General features: G+C 56.3%; 13 protein-coding genes. 4 read left to right on the top strand and 9 right to left on the bottom strand.

The genetic code is table 11. The features are described 5' to 3' along the window. Positions 1-2: 2 nt before the first annotated feature. From H7850_RS06980 to H7850_RS06990, 3 genes are all read right to left on the bottom strand, one after another. Entirely contained in the window at positions 3-566 is a 564-nt protein-coding gene (locus H7850_RS06980; RefSeq protein WP_227368801.1) for a TRAP transporter small permease, read from the bottom strand. A 120-nt stretch (positions 567-686) separates the two neighbouring features. Continuing rightward, positions 687-1,700 carry a TRAP transporter substrate-binding protein gene (locus H7850_RS06985; RefSeq protein WP_227368802.1) on the bottom strand — a complete coding sequence of 338 codons (1,014 nt, stop codon included), beginning with the start codon at positions 1,698-1,700 and terminating at the stop codon, positions 687-689. A 550-nt stretch (positions 1,701-2,250) separates the two neighbouring features. Beyond that, positions 2,251-3,264 carry a TRAP transporter substrate-binding protein gene (locus H7850_RS06990; RefSeq protein WP_227368803.1) on the bottom strand — a complete coding sequence of 338 codons (1,014 nt, stop codon included), beginning with the start codon at positions 3,262-3,264 and terminating at the stop codon, positions 2,251-2,253. Positions 3,265-3,783: 519 nt separating this feature from the next. Here H7850_RS06990 and H7850_RS06995 point away from each other — a divergent pair. After that, complete coding sequence (locus tag H7850_RS06995) at positions 3,784-5,262, top strand: PLP-dependent aminotransferase family protein (RefSeq protein WP_227368804.1); 1,479 nt, start codon at positions 3,784-3,786, stop codon at positions 5,260-5,262. An 84-nt stretch (positions 5,263-5,346) separates the two neighbouring features. On the opposite strand, the gene H7850_RS07000 is transcribed toward H7850_RS06995, so the two are convergent. From H7850_RS07000 to thiO, 3 genes are all read right to left on the bottom strand, one after another. Next, a complete protein-coding gene (locus tag H7850_RS07000) occupies positions 5,347-6,783 on the bottom strand; it encodes an NAD(P)/FAD-dependent oxidoreductase (protein WP_227368805.1) in 1,437 nt (478 codons plus the stop codon). Between the two features lie 50 nt (positions 6,784-6,833). Beyond that, positions 6,834-7,223: a nuclear transport factor 2 family protein gene (locus H7850_RS07005; protein ID WP_227368806.1), complete on the bottom strand. Its 390-nt coding sequence runs from the start codon at positions 7,221-7,223 to the stop codon at positions 6,834-6,836. A 156-nt stretch (positions 7,224-7,379) separates the two neighbouring features. Further along, entirely contained in the window at positions 7,380-8,471 is a 1,092-nt protein-coding gene (gene thiO / locus H7850_RS07010; protein WP_227368807.1) for a glycine oxidase ThiO, read from the bottom strand. Between the two features lie 189 nt (positions 8,472-8,660). Between thiO and H7850_RS07015 the strand changes: the two genes are divergently transcribed. Next, positions 8,661-9,641 (top strand): AAA family ATPase, encoded by a 981-nt coding sequence (locus tag H7850_RS07015; protein WP_227368808.1) that lies wholly within the window; start codon positions 8,661-8,663, stop codon positions 9,639-9,641. Next, positions 9,641-11,362, top strand: a complete 1,722-nt coding sequence (locus H7850_RS07020) for a cobaltochelatase CobT-related protein (protein WP_227368809.1) — start codon at positions 9,641-9,643, stop codon at positions 11,360-11,362. Before H7850_RS07015 ends, H7850_RS07020 begins: the two co-directional genes overlap by 1 nt. Before the next feature lie 149 nt (positions 11,363-11,511). Here the strand turns inward: H7850_RS07020 and H7850_RS07025 are convergent, their stop codons facing one another. Next, complete coding sequence (locus tag H7850_RS07025; RefSeq protein WP_227368810.1) at positions 11,512-12,756, bottom strand: NAD(P)/FAD-dependent oxidoreductase; 1,245 nt, start codon at positions 12,754-12,756, stop codon at positions 11,512-11,514. A 229-nt stretch (positions 12,757-12,985) separates the two neighbouring features. After that, positions 12,986-14,392, bottom strand: a complete 1,407-nt coding sequence (locus H7850_RS07030; RefSeq protein ID WP_227368811.1) for a sodium:solute symporter family protein — start codon at positions 14,390-14,392, stop codon at positions 12,986-12,988. A 111-nt stretch (positions 14,393-14,503) separates the two neighbouring features. On the opposite strand from H7850_RS07030, the gene H7850_RS07035 reads away from it, so the two are divergent. After that, complete coding sequence (locus H7850_RS07035) at positions 14,504-15,457, top strand: LysR family transcriptional regulator (RefSeq protein ID WP_227368812.1); 954 nt, start codon at positions 14,504-14,506, stop codon at positions 15,455-15,457. A gap of 142 nt (positions 15,458-15,599) precedes the next feature. Here the strand turns inward: H7850_RS07035 and H7850_RS07040 are convergent, their stop codons facing one another. After that, complete coding sequence (locus tag H7850_RS07040; RefSeq protein WP_227368813.1) at positions 15,600-16,355, bottom strand: TSUP family transporter; 756 nt, start codon at positions 16,353-16,355, stop codon at positions 15,600-15,602. Between the last annotated feature and the right edge of the window lie 16 nt (positions 16,356-16,371).

Genomic DNA, 16,371 nt, shown 5'->3' on the forward strand with positions numbered 1-16,371 from the left:
GCTCAGCGCTCCTGATTGCTGCTGTTGGATTTATCCTGCTGATTGGAGCGCTTCATCTTTTCCACTTCCTCGGTCTCGGGATCGACCAGATCCACCTTCTTCACGTATTTCAGATAGTCGTTTTGAATGATACGAAACGTCATCGCCAGGAAAGCGATAGGCAGGATCAGATAGAAGTACTTCATCGGCACCCCAAGCGTCTGGGATTTCCAGAACAGATTCATCTTGTTGAAGACGAAGTCGTAGCTCAGGTAGATGAATACGGCATTGAATGCGATCCAGATGACGTCGGTCAAAAGGGTGCAGAACGTCTCGACCCACTTGGGAAAGAACTTGAATTGGAAGGTGACCCGGTTATGGGCTGCCATTTTCGCTGCGTAGACCGCGCCCAGATAGGCGAACCAGACGAAGGCATAGGTTGCCAGTTCGTCGCCCCAGGCCAGTGAATAGCTGAACAGGTTTCTCAGCACGATTTGCGCAAAGAGAATGACAACGAAAGAGACCAGGAGAAACTGGCATATATAGTTCTCCAGGTTGTTGAGAATATGAAGTGTTATACGCTTCATGGCGATTGGCCCCTGCCCGTGATGGGATCCGACAATCCCGGTCTTTCTGGCTCACTGACGCCTGCACCGACTTCCAGGAGTCGGTGCAGGATTTGGTTTACAGCATATACTTGGCGAGTATCATCCGGCGGGAGCTGGCTCGCGACCCAGTGCCTGCAATGCCTCGTCGAGTTTTTCCTTGCCACCGATGCTGTCGTAGAACTGCGGCCAGACCTGGGTGGCCTGTTCGATCCACGCTTTTTCATCATTGGCAGGCTGGGTAATGGTCATGCCATGCTCATCGACCAGTTTCTTCTTGATGGAATCCTCGGTTTCGATGAGATAGTCATAGCTGTGCTCGGTGGCTTCCTGGCCGGCGGCGAGCACGGCTTCCTGCATCTCCGGATCCAGGCTCTGGAACTGCCCTTCACCCATGATCAGAGGTTCGAGTAGGAACACGTAGCAACTGTCAGTGACATGACTCTGCACTTCGTAGAACTTCATGGCATCGATGGTGATGTAAGGGGTGTCCTGCCCATCCACCACGCCTTGCTGGAGAGCGGTGAAAGTTTCAGTCCAGGCCAAGGGATTCGGGTTGACCCCCCAGGCCTGATAGGCGGCGATCATGATTTCGTTCTTGGGTACGCGAATGACCAGACCCTCGATATCTTCGGGCTTTTCGATAGGCCTCTCGGAGTTGGTCAGGCGGCGACAGCCGGCGTAGGACCAGCTGAGGATGCGCACCCCGGCGTCGCGAATCGTGTTTTCGGTCATCTGATCGCCGATTTCGCCCTGAGTGAGCTTCTTGGCGTCCTCGGCGTTCTGAATCACATAAGGCAGGGTCATCACACCCACGGTGGGAGAAAACGGCGTAATGTTGTTGATGGCCAGAATCGACAGATCCAGCAGCCCCATGCTGGCGTTGTTGACGGTATCCTGCTCGCTGCCCAACTGGCCGTTGGGGAAGATATCGACCGTGATATCGCCACCGCTCTTTTCTTCGATCAACTCGGCGAACTTGGTCGCGAGCTCATATTGGGTCCCGCCGGCGGCGTCACCGACAGCCATTTTCCAGGTTTGTGCCAAGACATTGCCACTCAGCGCAAGGCTGGCGATGGAAATGGCGGCCGGTAGCATCAGTTTTGTTAGTTTCATGACATACTCCCAACGTTGTTTTTGTCTAGGCGGCGCCAGAAAGAAAGCACCGTTACTTTCTGCAAACACAATTCTGAGAAAACGGCTTCAAGCTGCGTATTTTCATGGGTGCGGATTGAACGACCCTGGTGACTTCGCGAGTTATTAGCTACCGTTTTACCGCCTTGCTTTTCGGCTTTTCACTCAACGATAGATCATCCTCGACGAACCTGCTTGTAGAAACAGTCATAATCCGTTGACGCCCTTCCTCGCCTACTCTCTTGAAACGCATGGATTGCCAACAGGGCCAGTTCATCGATTCGTTTTGGGCCAGTTGGCATAATTCACCATAATTCAACGTGTTCATTGTCTAGCGGATAGCGGCGCTTTGACTTAAGTCGTATAAGCAAACGTACAGGAAAAGAGTTGATGGGATACATTTCTTGCCAATTCGGCCTGCAAGCAGGATCAGCGATGGCGCAATAATGACCAGTATTTTGACTAACTGAGGCCTACACCGACTCGAGAGGGTCGGTGTAGGCTGTGCCAAACACTATCTACTTAGAGGCTATTACTCTGCGGGAGCCGGCTCACGACCCAGTGCTTGCAATGCCTCGTCAAGTTTTTCCTTGCCTCCGATGCTGTCGTAGAACTGCGGCCAGATCTGGGTGGCCTGTTCGATCCACTCTTTTTCATCGTTGGCGGGCTGGGTAATGGTCATGCCATGCTCATCGACCAGTTTCTTCTTGATGGAATCCTCGGTTTCGATGAGATAGTCATAGCTGTGCTCGGTGGCTTCTTGGCCGGCGGCGAGCACGGCTTCCTGCATCTCCGGGTCCAGGCTCTGGAACTGCCCTTCGCCCATGATCAGTGGCTCGAGGGAGAATACATAGCAGCTGTCGGTAACATGATCCTGCACTTCGTAGAACTTCATGGCATCGATGGTGATGTAAGGGTTGTCCTGACCATCGACCACACCCTGCTGCAGAGCGGTAAAGGTTTCAGACCAGGCCAGCGGGTTGGGATTGACGCCCCAGGCTTGGTAAGAAGCGATCATGATTTCGTTCTTGGGTACGCGGATGACCAAGCCGTCGAGATCAGAGGGTTTTTCAACCGCCTTGGAGGAGTTGGTGAGACGACGACAGCCCGAATAGGCCCAGCCCAGGATACGCACACCCGCATCACGAATGGTATTTTCGGTCAGTTGCTTGCCGATATCGCCCTGAGTCAACTTCTTGGCATCCTCGGCGTTCTGAATGACGTAAGGTAGTGTCAGTACACCGACTGTGGGCGAAAAAGGGGTGATGTTGTTGATTGCCAGAATAGACAGGTCAAGCAATCCCATGCTGGCATTGTTGACGGTATCCTGCTCGCTGCCCAACTGGCCGTTGGGGAAGATATCGGCCGTGGTATCGCCACCGGTCTTTTCTTCGATCAACTCGGCGAACTTGGTAGCGAGCTCATATTGGGTTCCACCGGCGGCGTCCCCCGTCGCCAATTTCCAGTTCTGCGCCAATGCATTACCGCTGAGCGCTAGACCGGCGATGGAAATGGCGGCGGGCAACATCAGTTTTGTTAGTTTCATGACTTACTCCAACATTGTTTTTGTCCAAACGGTGTCAGATAACACCATTATGTCTTGGCTACTACGATCCTGAAGAAAATAGCTTTAAGCGAGGTATTTTTCCTTTGCAGTGGTTCGAATAGTCATAGTGGCTTTAGTAGTTATCGGTTGCCGTTTAATCGCCTTTAATATCGGCTTTCTGGTAAACGGAAGATCGTCTGTGCACACATTTCTGTCTAGGCACTCACTATCCACTTACAGCACACCAATGACTCTCCTCTATGCGCAAGGATCATCAACAGGGCCAGTTCATCGATTCGTTTTGGGCCAGTTTATATAATTCGCCGTAATTCAGCATGTTCGCTGGCTGATGAAGAACGAAATTTTGACTTAAGTCGTATGGGTAGGCACACAGGAAACGGTTGAAGCGACATATTTCTTGCCAATCCGGCCTACAGACAGGAACGGTAATGGCACAATAGTGAACAGTATTTTGACTAACAATGAGGTGCCGTCGCGATCGGCCCTCGGGTGACGAACATGAATCAACTACTTTTTCATCTTGACCCCACGTTACCGATCAGTCTGCAACAACAGCTGCGCGAGCAGGTGGCCCGCGCCATTCTCGACGGCCATATCCCGGTGAGCAAAGCCCTGCCCTCGAGTCGCAGGCTGGCCCAGGAACTGGGTATTGCACGCAATACCGTCATGCTGGTCTACGAACAGTTGCTCGATAGCGGTTATCTAATGGCGAAAAGCCGCAGCGGTTATTTCGTCAATCCAGAGATCCTCGAGGGGCATGCCGCGCGACCGGCGCGTCTCAACGACATCGATGCGGAACATCTGGCCTGGGAGGAGCTCTTGACCATGCACCCTTCCCGCCAGGAGACCATCAACAAACCCAACGACTGGCCGTGTTACGAGTACCCTTTCATCTACGGCCAGATCGACCCGGAGTTGTTTCCTACTCAACACTGGCGAGAATGCAGCCGCGACTCCATGAGTGTGCCGGCCATTCGCAGCTGGGCGGTGGATCATCTCAACGATGACGATCCCTTGCTCATCAAGCAGATCCGCACGCGCCTGTTGCCAAGACGCGGTGTCTGGGCAGCGCCAGAAGAGATTCTGGTGACGGTGGGCGCCCAGCAGGCACTTTGGCTGGTCAGCATGCTGCTGCTCAAGCAGGGTCGCCGTTTTGGCATGGAGAATCCGGGCTATGTCGACATGTACAACATCGCCTCGATCTTCACCAAGGACATCCTGCTACTGCCGGTGGATGAACAAGGCATGCGCCTGGAAGCGCGGATCAGCACCTGCGATCTGATTTATGTCACTCCCAGCCACCAGTCACCCACCACGGTCACCATGCCACTCGATCGGCGGCGAGCGCTGCTCGACCTGGCGGAACAGGATAACTTTCTGATCGTGGAGGACGACTACGAGAGCGAGACCAACTATCTCGACAACCCCACCCCGGCGCTCAAGAGCCTGGACAAACACCAGCGGGTCATCTACGTCGGCAGCCTCTCCAAGACCCTCGCACCCGGCTTGCGGGTAGGCTACATGGTCGGGCCGCCGGCATTGATCCGCGAGGCCCGCGCGCTGCGGCGGCTGATGCTGCGCCACCCACCGACCAACAATCAGCGCGCGGTGGCGCTATTTCTCGATCGCGGTTATCACGATGCCCTGCTGCGTCAGATCCATCGTGTCTATCATCGTCGCTGGCAGTGTATGGGCGAGGCACTGGCCACCCACATGCCCCACGCCTCGACCCCCTCTGCCTATGGCGGTGCCAGCTTCTGGGTAAAGGGGCCGGCCGGCCTGGATTGCAACCTGCTGCGGGAATTGGCACGCAAGCAGGGCATTCTCATCGAGCGGGGCAATCTACACTTTTTCGACGAACCCCAGGGTGAATATTTTCGCCTGGGCTTCGGGGCAATTGCGGAAAAACGCATCGAACCGGGTATCGAGCAGTTGGCACGACTAATTCCCCAGGCGATCCTCGCCGATACACCATGAGATGTTGTAGACAAAATCATGGGCGAAAAAAACCGGCTTCCTTCTGGAAAGCCGGTTTGAGCATAGACTGCATGGCCAAGCTTATTAGAACACTTCATCCTGCAGGTGGTACCAGCGGTACAGAAAGCGCTGGCCAATGCGGCGGAACGGCGCAAATACCTCGGCTTCAACCTTTTCGCGCAAGTTGGGAAACGGCAGGCGCGAATTGAAGATTGGCAGATCGAGCTCCTGCCCTTTACCGGCAATGAATTGTGCCATTCGCTTTCCAGCCTGGGCCGAATACATCACGCCATTACCGCCATACCCCAAGGCATAATAAATCGTCTGACTCGCATCCGGCTGATAGATGCGCGGCATCATGTCGTGGCTGACATCGACCCAACCCCACCAGGAATAGTCGATCTGGATGTCCTCCAACGCCGGGAACTTGCGGTGTAGATCGCGAATCAGCATCTCCTCGAACTTCTTGGCCGGCGCGTCCTTGCCCGAGATTGCGCTACGACTACCGATCTGTACCCGATTATCCGGCAGACGACGATAGTAGTGGCGTAGTATCCGAGTATCCGTGATCACCTGTTTGGTCTTGAAATTACAGGCATCCAGTTCCTGCTCCGTCAGCGGCCGTGTGACCAGCGAGTTGGACAAAATCGGCAACAGACGATTCTTGAGTTCCGGATGCAGACTCTGGGACGTATAACCGCCGGTGGCGATACCTACCGCCCGGGCCTTGACGGTGCCGCCCGGGGTCTTTAGATAATGCACGCCATTTCGTGTTTCCCAACCCTGAACCGGACTGGCTGGATGGATCTTGACACCAAGGGCCCTGGCCTTCTTGTGATAACCGAAAGCCAGCTTGCCCGCATGAATACCGATTCCCTCGGGTTCATGCATGGCACCGGCGGCTTCAGTATCACCCACCCAGTCACGCTTGACCGTGTCCGCATCGATGATCTGAGCGTCATAATCGAAGGTTTCGCGCAATAGCTTGGCTTCCTTCTCCAGCTTCGCCATGACCTTATCGCGGTGTGCTATATACAAGTGGCCACCGGGCTGAGGCTCGCAGTCGATATCCCTGATCAACTCCTTGAAGGTGTTCATGCCATCCACACACTCGGCATGCATTTTCAGTGCAGTATCCAAGCCCCAACGCTCGATCCACTGGGAGCGCTTTAGACGGCCCGAGGCGCACTGCGCCTGTCCCCCGTTGCGAGTACTACAGCCCCAACTGGCGCGATTGGCTTCCAGCACGGTTGCCTTGATGCCATGCTCCTGAGCCAGGAAGATAGCCGCCGTCAGCCCAGTGAATCCCGAACCGATGATGACCACATCGACATCCATATCCTGAGTAACCGGACCATCGTCCTCCGGCGGCTCACCCGCCGTACCGATCCAGTAGGTCGGCGCATAGTCCCGGCCCTGGCCCGGCGTTGCGCTCTTCAAAGGATCGTAGGCCGGATCATATGGCTGAGAGGGGGCAGTACTGCGACCACTAGCCGCGCCTGCCTGTGTTGTTGTATCCATGATCGGACTCCTCAAAATAGGGATGTCTCAGCTGCCAGGCAGCTTGTATATCAGGCGCCTTGATTGAGGGGCGGACGGTTCTTGCGGAACGCATTCTTTACCGCAATCTTGCCGTCGCGGAAGGTAAAGGCGTCGATCATACGTGCTTCGGAGCGCACACCATCGGTCGTGGTGCCCTTGTAGGTCGATTCGGAGAAGCCGTGATCGCCGATCACGTAATGCTCACCGTCAACCCACTCGGCATCCGGTGCATTCTTCCAGGCACCCTCGAGCCCTTGGCGCACTTCGTCCTGACCCTTGAATGTCTTGCCCAGCAGATCCGGCCCGGCGATGGCATGAAATTCACAGTCATCCGTCATCATCGACATGACCGCATCGATATCGTGATCGTTGAGGGCTTGGCTGAAGGCTTTGAGGAAATCGGCGTCGGGCTGGCTCATGCTGTACTCCTGGCGTAGGGATAATTGTTCAAGATAAAACATGCGGCAAAACTTGATCATGCCGCCTGCATCACCTCAGCGTAGTACCACCGCCGACAAAACACCTAGCACCAGATGAGACACAACTGTTGGGCCAGCACCAGTCACCATTGCCAGTCACCAGTGATAGGGCGCCGGGTCGAGTATTGGAGCCTGTCTAAGCAGCTGATCCACCAGCAAGCGCGTCGCTGCCGGGGCTAGTACCAGCCCATTGCGATAGTGCCCGGCGTTGACGAACAAGCCCCTGATACTTGGTACCGGCCCGATGAAAGGTATCCCTTGAGGCGACCCTGGGCGCAGCCCGGCCCAGTGATGCTCCACCTCGCATTGCGCAAGCGCCGGCAGCATGGCGACGGCGCTTTCATATAGCGATGCGTACGCCTGATCCGTTGGGGTCTTATCGAAATCGGCCTGCTCCAGAGTCGAGCCGATCAGTACGCGGCCATCGGCTCGCGGAATCAGATAGCGCCCATCCGCGAGCACCACCCGCTCGAGCAACAAGCGTCCATCCGATGACAACGGTGTCTTGAACACCATCATCTGCCCCTTGACCGGATGGACGGGTAGATCCAGCCCGAGGGTTTTCAAGAGCTCGCCGGTCCAGGCGCCGCCACACAGAATGATCCGCGCCGCGGTCAGCGGCCCTTCGGCGGTATCTACTTGAATATCGCCCCCCTGACGCCGCAGCCGCTCGACCGATACATGTTCGCGAAGCGTTACTTGAGGAAGTGACTGCAGCTTGGCCCGCAGCGCCTGGCCTAGGCGCGGGTTACGGATACTGCCCAACGTCGGCATCCATAGCGCATCTTCGAAGCCTGGCGCCAGGTGAGGTTCCTTGTCATACAGAAAGTTGGCTCCGACGCGCTCCAGCGGCTTGCCCATCCGTCTCGCCCATTCGGTGGCCTCGGCTTCGTCTTCCACACGCAGGTAAAGCAACCCCTTCTGGCGGTACTCCGGATCGATACCCGTCTCGGCCAATAGACGCTTGGCCAGCCCGGGATAATAGCCTTCGGACCAGCGCGACAGCCGCGAGATCGACTCCGGATGACGCCAGGGATAAAGCGGCGAAACGATACCACCCCCGGCCCAGGAGGCTTCACGCCCGCACTGACCGCGTTCGACCAATGTCACTTTATGGCCCGCGTCCGCCAACTGCCAGGCCGTCATCATGCCAATGACACCGCCACCAACAATCAGAAAATCGTTCATTCGTCAGGTTCTCATCGGCTAAAATCGCTACTCATAGAAAATAATTTCAGAAAACGATACGATTTGCATGTTTTTTAGAAACACAACTATGATGGAGTGATTGTTCCACTCTTTGATCTAGACTCAAGATAGCGCTTAGTAAAACAGCGCCCCACGATTGTGCCAAAGACTGCTCCGAGGAGATCCGACGTGACCGAGCTTCAACATGCCAAGCCCGACAAGATGCAGTCCGTACGCACCCTCTTCGATATCGACAGCGATCTGGAAGTGCCCACTTTCAGCGAGCGCGGCGATCATGTGCCGGAAATCGACACCGCCTATAGGTTCAATCCGGATGTGACCTTGGCGATACTGGCCGGCTTTACCCGCAATCGCCGGGTCATGGTCCAGGGGCTGCACGGTACCGGCAAATCGACCCATATCGAGCAGGTGGCGGCACGCCTCAACTGGCCCTGTCTGCGGGTCAACCTGGACGGCCATATCAGCCGCCTCGACCTAGTGGGCAAGGACACCATCGTGGTGCGCGACGGCCTGCAGGTCACGGAGTTCCAGGAAGGCATCGTGCCCTGGTCGCTGCAACGCCCGGTGGCGCTGATTTTTGATGAGTACGACGCGGGGCGGCCGGACGTGATGTTCGTCATCCAGCGCATCCTCGAGCGGGATGGTAACTTCACCCTGCTGGATCAGAACCGGGTGATTCATCCCCATCCTTATTTCCGCCTATTCTCGACGGCCAACACCGTGGGCCTGGGCAATCTCGACGGCATGTACCACGGCACCCAGGTGCTCAACCACGCCCAGATTGACCGCTGGAACATCGTTGCCAAGCTCGACTACCTGCCCCACGACGAGGAGGTCAAGATCACCCTGGCCCGAGTGCCTGCCAAGGACAACGAGAAAGGACGCAAGCTGATCGATTCGATGGTCGAGGTGGCGGATTTGACCCGCAAAGGCTTTGCCGCCGGGGATTTGTCTACCCTGATGTCGCCCCGCACGGTGATCACCTGGGCGGAGAACTGCGAGATTTTCCGCAATCCGGCCCGGGCGTTTCGCCTGTCTTTTCTCAACAAGTGCGACGAGGCCGAGCGTCCCATCGTGGCGGAGTACTATCAGCGCTGCTTCGGCGAGGAGCTCGACGAGTCCTACCAGAACAACCAGGACACGTTCTAGTGGCCACTCCGCAGCAGCTTGCCCGCCGTCAACAGCACATCGAGGAGCTGTGTGCCGCCTCGCTGCGGGCGCTGACCGGGGAACGCGACCTGCACTATCGTGGTAAACGCCTGCATCATGGCGCCCAGCCGGTACCAGTGCATGCACCCCACCTGCGCCTGGACGACGACAACCAGGATTTCACCGCCTATCGGGGCGTTGCGGATGCCACGGCCCTGCGTCTCATGCATTCCGACATCGATTTGCACCGGCGATTGTGCCCGGAAGACCCGGTGGCACGCTTGATCTTCGAACTTCTCGAACAGCTGCGGGTCGAGGCACTGGTACCAAAAGGCTTGCCCGGCATGGCCCGCAATCTGGATCAGCGTTTCGAGGAGTGGTCCCAGGATTTTCACAACTCCCGATTGACCGAAGGCGTCGTGGGCCGGCTGATCTTCTCCATCGCCATGATCTGTTGGACGCGCATCACCGGTCGCCCGCTTGATGAGGAGACCGGGGATTTCATCGAAACCACCCGGGGGCGTCTAGTACCGATCATCGGCGCGGATCTGGCCGGGCTGCGACGTCATCGCCAGGATCAAGCTGCCTTCGCCGAACACGCGCTCAATATTGCCCGAGTCACTTCCCAAGGGGTCACCGATGCCCGCGAGGCGCTGGGCGATGACGACGATCAGGATGATGACGAGGAACTAGAAGGCTTCGCGCTCTTTCTCGATTTCGATGAAGACAACGACGAAGGCTTTGCCCCCGCCCTTTCCGGCCATAGCAAGGTCTTCGATGACGCGGAGCAGCGCTATCGCATCTTCACCACGATCCATGATCGGGAAGACGCAGCCCCCGATCTGGTGCGCCCTGCCAAACTTGATGAATATCGCCAGCGTCTGGACAAGGAAATTGCGGAGTTGGGCATCAATATTCGCCGCCTGGCGCAGCTGTTTACCGCGCATTTGAGCAACCTCGAGCGGGACGGCTGGAGCTTTGGTGAAGAGGAAGGCTATATCGACGGCCGACGCCTGGCCCAGCTGATTACCTCCCCGGCGGAGCGCCGCCTGTTTCGTCTTGAGCAGTACAAGCCCCAGGCCAACAGCATGGTCAGTTTCCTGATCGACTGTTCCGGCTCGATGAAGACCTACAGCGAATCCACCGCCATACTTCTGGACCTGCTGACCCGGGCTCTGGAGATGGCCGGCGTCACCACGGAAATCCTTGGCTTCACGACAAATGCCTGGAACGGCGGCCGCGTCCAGAAAGAGTGGATGGGCCAGGGGCGCTCGAAGAATCCCGGGCGCCTCAATGAAGTGCGCTATCTGGTATTCAAGGAGGCCGCTCAGTGCTGGCGACGGGTGCGCCGCAACATCGGCGCCCTGCTCAAGCACGACCTCTATCGCGAAGGTATCGACGGCGAAGCCGTGGATTGGGCCTGCAACCGTATGCTCGGGCGCGACGAACAGCGCCGCATTCTCATCGTGATCTCTGATGGCTGCCCCATGGACACCGCCACCAACCTGGCCAACGACAAGTTCTACCTGGATAACCATCTCAAGGATGTCGTTGCCCGCCGGGAACGCCAAGGCGAAGTGGAAATCCGTGGGCTCGGGGTCGGTCTTGATCTGAGCCCCTTCTACCGTCACAGTCTGGCGCTGGACCTGGCCAACCCCATCGACAACGAGATGCTGATGGAGGTGGCGCAGTTAGTCGTCGGCAAGCTTCGCCAGCGCTAGTCTTTTTGCGGTCTATTCTCCTTAAAATCATCACCGCGTTTCCAAGCAAAGCTCGATGAACCAAAACGTTCAAGCCACTCTTTGGAATGGCGACTATCACGATATGAAACGAGCCAGCACTGCTATGCGAATGCGCTTCAGGGAAACACTCAAGAAGTGAAGCGTCTCGGTGAGAGCGCCTCGCCATGCACGGCCTCGACATTACTCTCAAGCAGCGTTCCCACCAAGTCGCCCGTAAAGCCAGCCAATGTCAGTCCCAAATGTCCGTGGCCATAGGCAACGAGAATATTATTGAAGTCGGGAAGCCTGCCGATCACAGGTAATCCATCCGGGGTCGAGTGGCGTGCACCCACCCACTCGGACGTCACCCAAACCTCGGCGTCGAATAGTTCACGACTCCAGGCTTCCAGTTGTTTGAAGCGTTTCGGATTGGCAGCCTTGTGGGGACTTGCGAATTCCGTGGTGCCCGCCAACCGAATGCCCTCTTGCATGGGGCTTGCGTAGAAGAAATGCTCGAGCCAGCCCACTGGGCGATTCAATTTAATTGCCTGGTCATCCAGCATAATGTGATAACCACGCTCGCTGACCACCGGAAGCGTGATGCCCAGTTGCGTGAGGAAGTGGTTATTACCGATGCCGGCACAGAGTACCAGGTGGTCATATTCCAGAGCGCCTGCTTCTGTGTCGACGCGACAGTGCCCCTGCCGATCTTGTGTGATACCCGTGACTTTCTCTTTTATATGATGAAGGTGGTTTTCCTGAAGATGGCGGTAGATACAGCGACTGAAAGTCTCTGGACTCTTGAGATGCTTGGTATCAGGGTAATAGACACCCCCTTCGAGATGGCTCGGGTTCAGCACCGGCTCCAGTGCCAGCACCTCCTCGCGAGTCAATATCTGGCAGACCACGCCGTCGGCCTGTTTGTCCTTGGCAGCGGCCTGGAGCTTCTTTGATGCCTCCCTGTCGCTGCGAATGACCTGTAAGCAACCGTTCTGGGTGCAATAATCATCTGCATCAACATCATCGATGAGTGCATCGTTGGCGATGATGGCCCGTCCAATGATATCGATGAGCACTGCTTTGTTGGCAGAAAAACTGCTTTTTCTCGCCGCGTTTAGGAATCGATACCCGAAGCCAGCCAGAGCATGAGTGTAGGTAATGTCGATCGATATCGAACGGTCCCGTCGAACGAGATTGCCCGGCATCTGGCGCAGCGTATCGATATTGGCCAAAGGGGTCGTAGCATAGTTGGCGATCAAGCCGGCATTGCCGAAAGAAGTGCCAGAGCCCGGCTCTTGATCATCGTAGAGCGTGACCTGGTAGCCTCGCTTCTGCAGATGATGACATGTCGATAGGCCGATGATGCCGGCGCCGATAATGGCGACCTTTTTCATATATAAGCTCTACTGTCGATGCAGGTAATAGGTATTCGTACCGGAATTGAAAAGATGAAGCGATGTTGTGCTTGGCGCTTCTACATTAAGCCCCAAGCACAGCGGCGGGATGGTCCTAGTTTTCCTTGTAGAACTTGTAGGACTTGATACCGATGACGATAGCGGTCAGGAAGCAGGCCAAGCTTACCGAATAGATGATGATTCCATACCAGTGCATGAGACTATCTCCTTAGGCGTTGGATTTGGCGAGTGTCTTGTGGCTTTTGAATAGCCGGTACACGACGATGAAGACGAGGATATTGACCAACACTCCAGCGATCAGGGCGGTGAAGCCGGTCGCCTCCTGCAAGTCGAAGGGCCCCCATTTCCAGAAGATGGTGACCAGCGCACCGGCGAGCATGGCGCTGATAGCGGCCTTATTGCACTTGAGATCCAGGAGCACCCCTAGAACGAAGGGAATCAGGATGGTAGGAGCCCAGAGTGAGTAGCTGAGAAGCAATGCATCGACGATGGAAGTAGCATAAAGGGCGAAGACCACCGCGCCGGCACCAATCAGCAGATTGACCAATCGCTCGATCCACAGCCGCTTGTTCTCGCTAACGTTCGGATCGATAAAAGGCTTGTAGATATCGCTGACGAAGATCACCGCCGCCGAGTTGAGATAGGAATCCGCTGTGGACATCACCACTGCCAGCAGCGACGCCAGCACCAGGCCGGTGATACCGATCGGCAACGCATCACGAATGAGTGCCGGCATCGCTTGGTCGGGGCTGATGGATGGATACATTACCAGGGCTATCAGGCCGATAGTGGAACTGACGAAATAAAACAGGAAACCGAAGCCACCAGCCACCGAATAACCAATACGAGCATGGCGTGAGTCCGGCGCTGACAGGGCACGCTGTGTGTAGGGCGGCACCAGAGTTTCGCCGAGCAGGAAAGCGATGAATATGCTCACGAACATGCCAACAGAGTAGTCGCCCATCAAACTGAAATGGCCGCTGGGCAATTGCTCGATCAGGGCAGCGGGGCCGCCGATCTCATTGACGCCAATGATCATGGTGATGGGCAGGAAGATCGCCAGCATCAGGAACTGCACCACATCCGTCTGAATGACGGCCCACATACCACCTACGGTGGAGTAGAGAAGTACCACGGCCATGCCAATCAGAATGCCGGTGGAAACCTCGATACCCAGGATGGCATGGAAAACGGTACCCACGGCTAGCGCTTGCGCACCGAGGATGCCGACGCAAAAAACCAGCGAAAAGATACCGGTGAACAGACGAGCACTAGCGCCAAAATGAAGCCCCATGATGTCGCCCACAGTATGGGCGTTGGTGTACCGCTTCAGGCGCGGAGCGATAAAGAGTCCTGCCAGCACGGTAGCGATGGGGAAAGCAGAAGCCGCGAACATGAAAGCATAGCCTTCATCGAAGGACTTGCCGGCTCGCCCCATCGAAGCGCCGCCGCCAAGGAAGGACGCAGCTAGGGTAGCGAACAACACCGGCCAAATGATCTTGTTACCTGCTACGGCGAAATCCGCGCTATTGGATACCTTTTTTGCGCTGCGATAGCCAATCAGGATCAGTATCGCGAAGTACAGCAAAAGACCGAGAAGATCGATCAGGTTCATGTTGACACCCTCGTTATTGATGTTGTGAGTTCGGTCAGCATCGGCGCACCATGCTATAAAAACAACTTAAGCAAAACTATTAATTCATAAATACAATTTAGAGCCAGATCCATGAAGATTCGTAACAACCTACGCCAGCTGCAAATTTTTCAAGAAGTCGTCCGTACCGGTAGCCTATCCAAGGCGGCACGGCGCCTGGAATTGAGTCAGCCTGCAGTCAGCACTGCTATCGCCAATCTGGAACAGGAGGTCGGGTTTTTGTTGTTCCGGCGCAACCACTTCGGTACCGAGCTAACCCCGGAAGCCCAGTATCTTGCAGAGGGGGTAGAAAAGGTACTGGCGTCGGTGAAACATCTCGGTGAACTCTCCGAAGGGCTGCGCCAAGGGCATGCGGGCAAATTGACCATAGGTTGCATGCCCGGCCTATCCCCCTCGGCGATGCCAAGGATCATGGCGGACTATCTGTACGACCATCCCGATAGCCACTTGTCACTGCAGACCTTCAGCTCGACCAAGATCCGAGACTGGGTAGCGGAAGGACAGTTCGACCTGGGTGTCATCGAGATCCAGGACGATCTGCAAGAGCTGAACGTCTTTACTTATCGTTTGCGTATGCATCTGGCGGTGCCACCCGACAGCCCACTGGCTAAGCATAGGCTGGTGACCCCCAAGGATCTGGATGGCGAGCCGCTGATTACCCTTGACGAGCATCACCAGAGCACTCTCAAGCTCAAAAACGCCTTTCGCACTTCAGGCATCCGTTTCAAGAGTTCCATCGAAACGCACCTGTTTCCTTCGGCCATAAGTCTGGTCAATGCAGGGCTTGGCCATGCGCTGGTAGACCCTGTCTCCGCTGCCAGCTTTCTTGAGCGCCGCGACAGTCGCCTCGTGGTACTGCCCTTTGAGCCGGCCATTGACCTGGAAATAGCCCTCATCACCTCGCGCTTTCATCCACCTTCGCGCCACTGTCAGCGTTTCCTGCCCTATCTCAAGCAAGGCCTGGAGGTCTGGCAGCAACGCGCCCGACATCCTCTGGGCGAAGCACCAAAGGCACTGCCCGACTAGCCGCCGATCGTCGATACAAGTCGTCTCCCGGTGCATGCAGAAGCCATGAAATGTCCATTTCTGGCACTGGTCATACACAACTGGAAAACAGAAGGTGTGAGAATTTCGTAAATGCCCCAGGGCTTTACGAATCGACAATGAACTATAGAATGCCCAGCGAGCCGCCGATGAGCCCGCTCCCGATCACCACCAGCACCAGAAACGCTAGGCGACTCATGGTCACCCCCGATAGTGGTGGCGGAAAACGACGTCCAAGGTAGGTTGTAACGGCAATCACCGGTATCGACCAGGCGGCCAGCAAGAAGATCTCCATATCGAGCTGCCCTTGAAAGGCAATGAACAGGGTCCGTACGAACGATGTGAGAGAGAAGAACAGGATCAGCATGCTGCTGATACCGATCAAGGGTAGCGGTTGGCGATAGCATTGATAGATCAATGGCGGCCCGGGTGTGGCGAAGAGCCCACCGCATAGCCCGGACAATACGCCGCTGATGAAGAAACTCTTCGAGGAGGATAGTGTTGTCTGGCGACTGGGCTGCAGTAACATGCTGATCCCACCATAGAGAATGAGGCCGCCCAGAGCGAGCTGCAAAAGGCGAGAGGCACTGGCACTCAAGTAATCGAGTAGCAGGACGCCGCCCAGAATCGCCGGTAGCAACCCAACAATCACAGCCCTGATCGCTGGCCAATGTACGTGCTGGAGCTTACCGGGCAGCGCCACGACACTGTTGACCACCATCTGCAGACTGACCACCGCTGCAACCGTCGCGACCGAGGCGATGCCCAGTCCGCTGGTCATGCCGATCACGATCATGCCCAGACCAAAGCCGGTCACCGTCTGGAAGTAACCGGCCAGCGCCGTCACCGCCAGGAACGGTAACAAGGTTTCAAGGGTCATGATCGTGCATGGCCTT

The sequence above is a fragment of the Halomonas sp. M20 genome (genome assembly GCF_020622265.1).
Lineage (GTDB): Bacteria > Pseudomonadota > Gammaproteobacteria > Pseudomonadales > Halomonadaceae > Modicisalibacter.

Excerpts from the sequence above, each read along its gene's own strand:
- H7850_RS07000 (WP_227368805.1), bottom strand. The coding sequence starts at position 6,783 with ATGGATACAACAACACAGGCAGGCGCGGCTAGTGGTCGCAGTACTGCC.
- H7850_RS07025 (WP_227368810.1), bottom strand. The coding sequence starts at position 12,756 with ATGAAAAAGGTCGCCATTATCGGCGCCGGCATCATCGGCCTATCGACA.
- H7850_RS07040 (WP_227368813.1), bottom strand. The coding sequence starts at position 16,355 with ATGACCCTTGAAACCTTGTTACCGTTCCTGGCGGTGACGGCGCTGGCC.
- H7850_RS07035 (WP_227368812.1), top strand. The coding sequence starts at position 14,504 with ATGAAGATTCGTAACAACCTACGCCAGCTGCAAATTTTTCAAGAAGTC.
- thiO (WP_227368807.1), bottom strand. The coding sequence starts at position 8,471 with ATGAACGATTTTCTGATTGTTGGTGGCGGTGTCATTGGCATGATGACG.
- H7850_RS07005 (WP_227368806.1), bottom strand. The coding sequence starts at position 7,223 with ATGAGCCAGCCCGACGCCGATTTCCTCAAAGCCTTCAGCCAAGCCCTC.
- H7850_RS06985 (WP_227368802.1), bottom strand. The coding sequence starts at position 1,700 with ATGAAACTAACAAAACTGATGCTACCGGCCGCCATTTCCATCGCCAGC.
- H7850_RS07030 (WP_227368811.1), bottom strand. The coding sequence starts at position 14,392 with ATGAACCTGATCGATCTTCTCGGTCTTTTGCTGTACTTCGCGATACTG.
- H7850_RS06995 (WP_227368804.1), top strand. The coding sequence starts at position 3,784 with ATGAATCAACTACTTTTTCATCTTGACCCCACGTTACCGATCAGTCTG.
- H7850_RS06980 (WP_227368801.1), bottom strand. The coding sequence starts at position 566 with ATGAAGCGTATAACACTTCATATTCTCAACAACCTGGAGAACTATATA.
- H7850_RS06990 (WP_227368803.1), bottom strand. The coding sequence starts at position 3,264 with ATGAAACTAACAAAACTGATGTTGCCCGCCGCCATTTCCATCGCCGGT.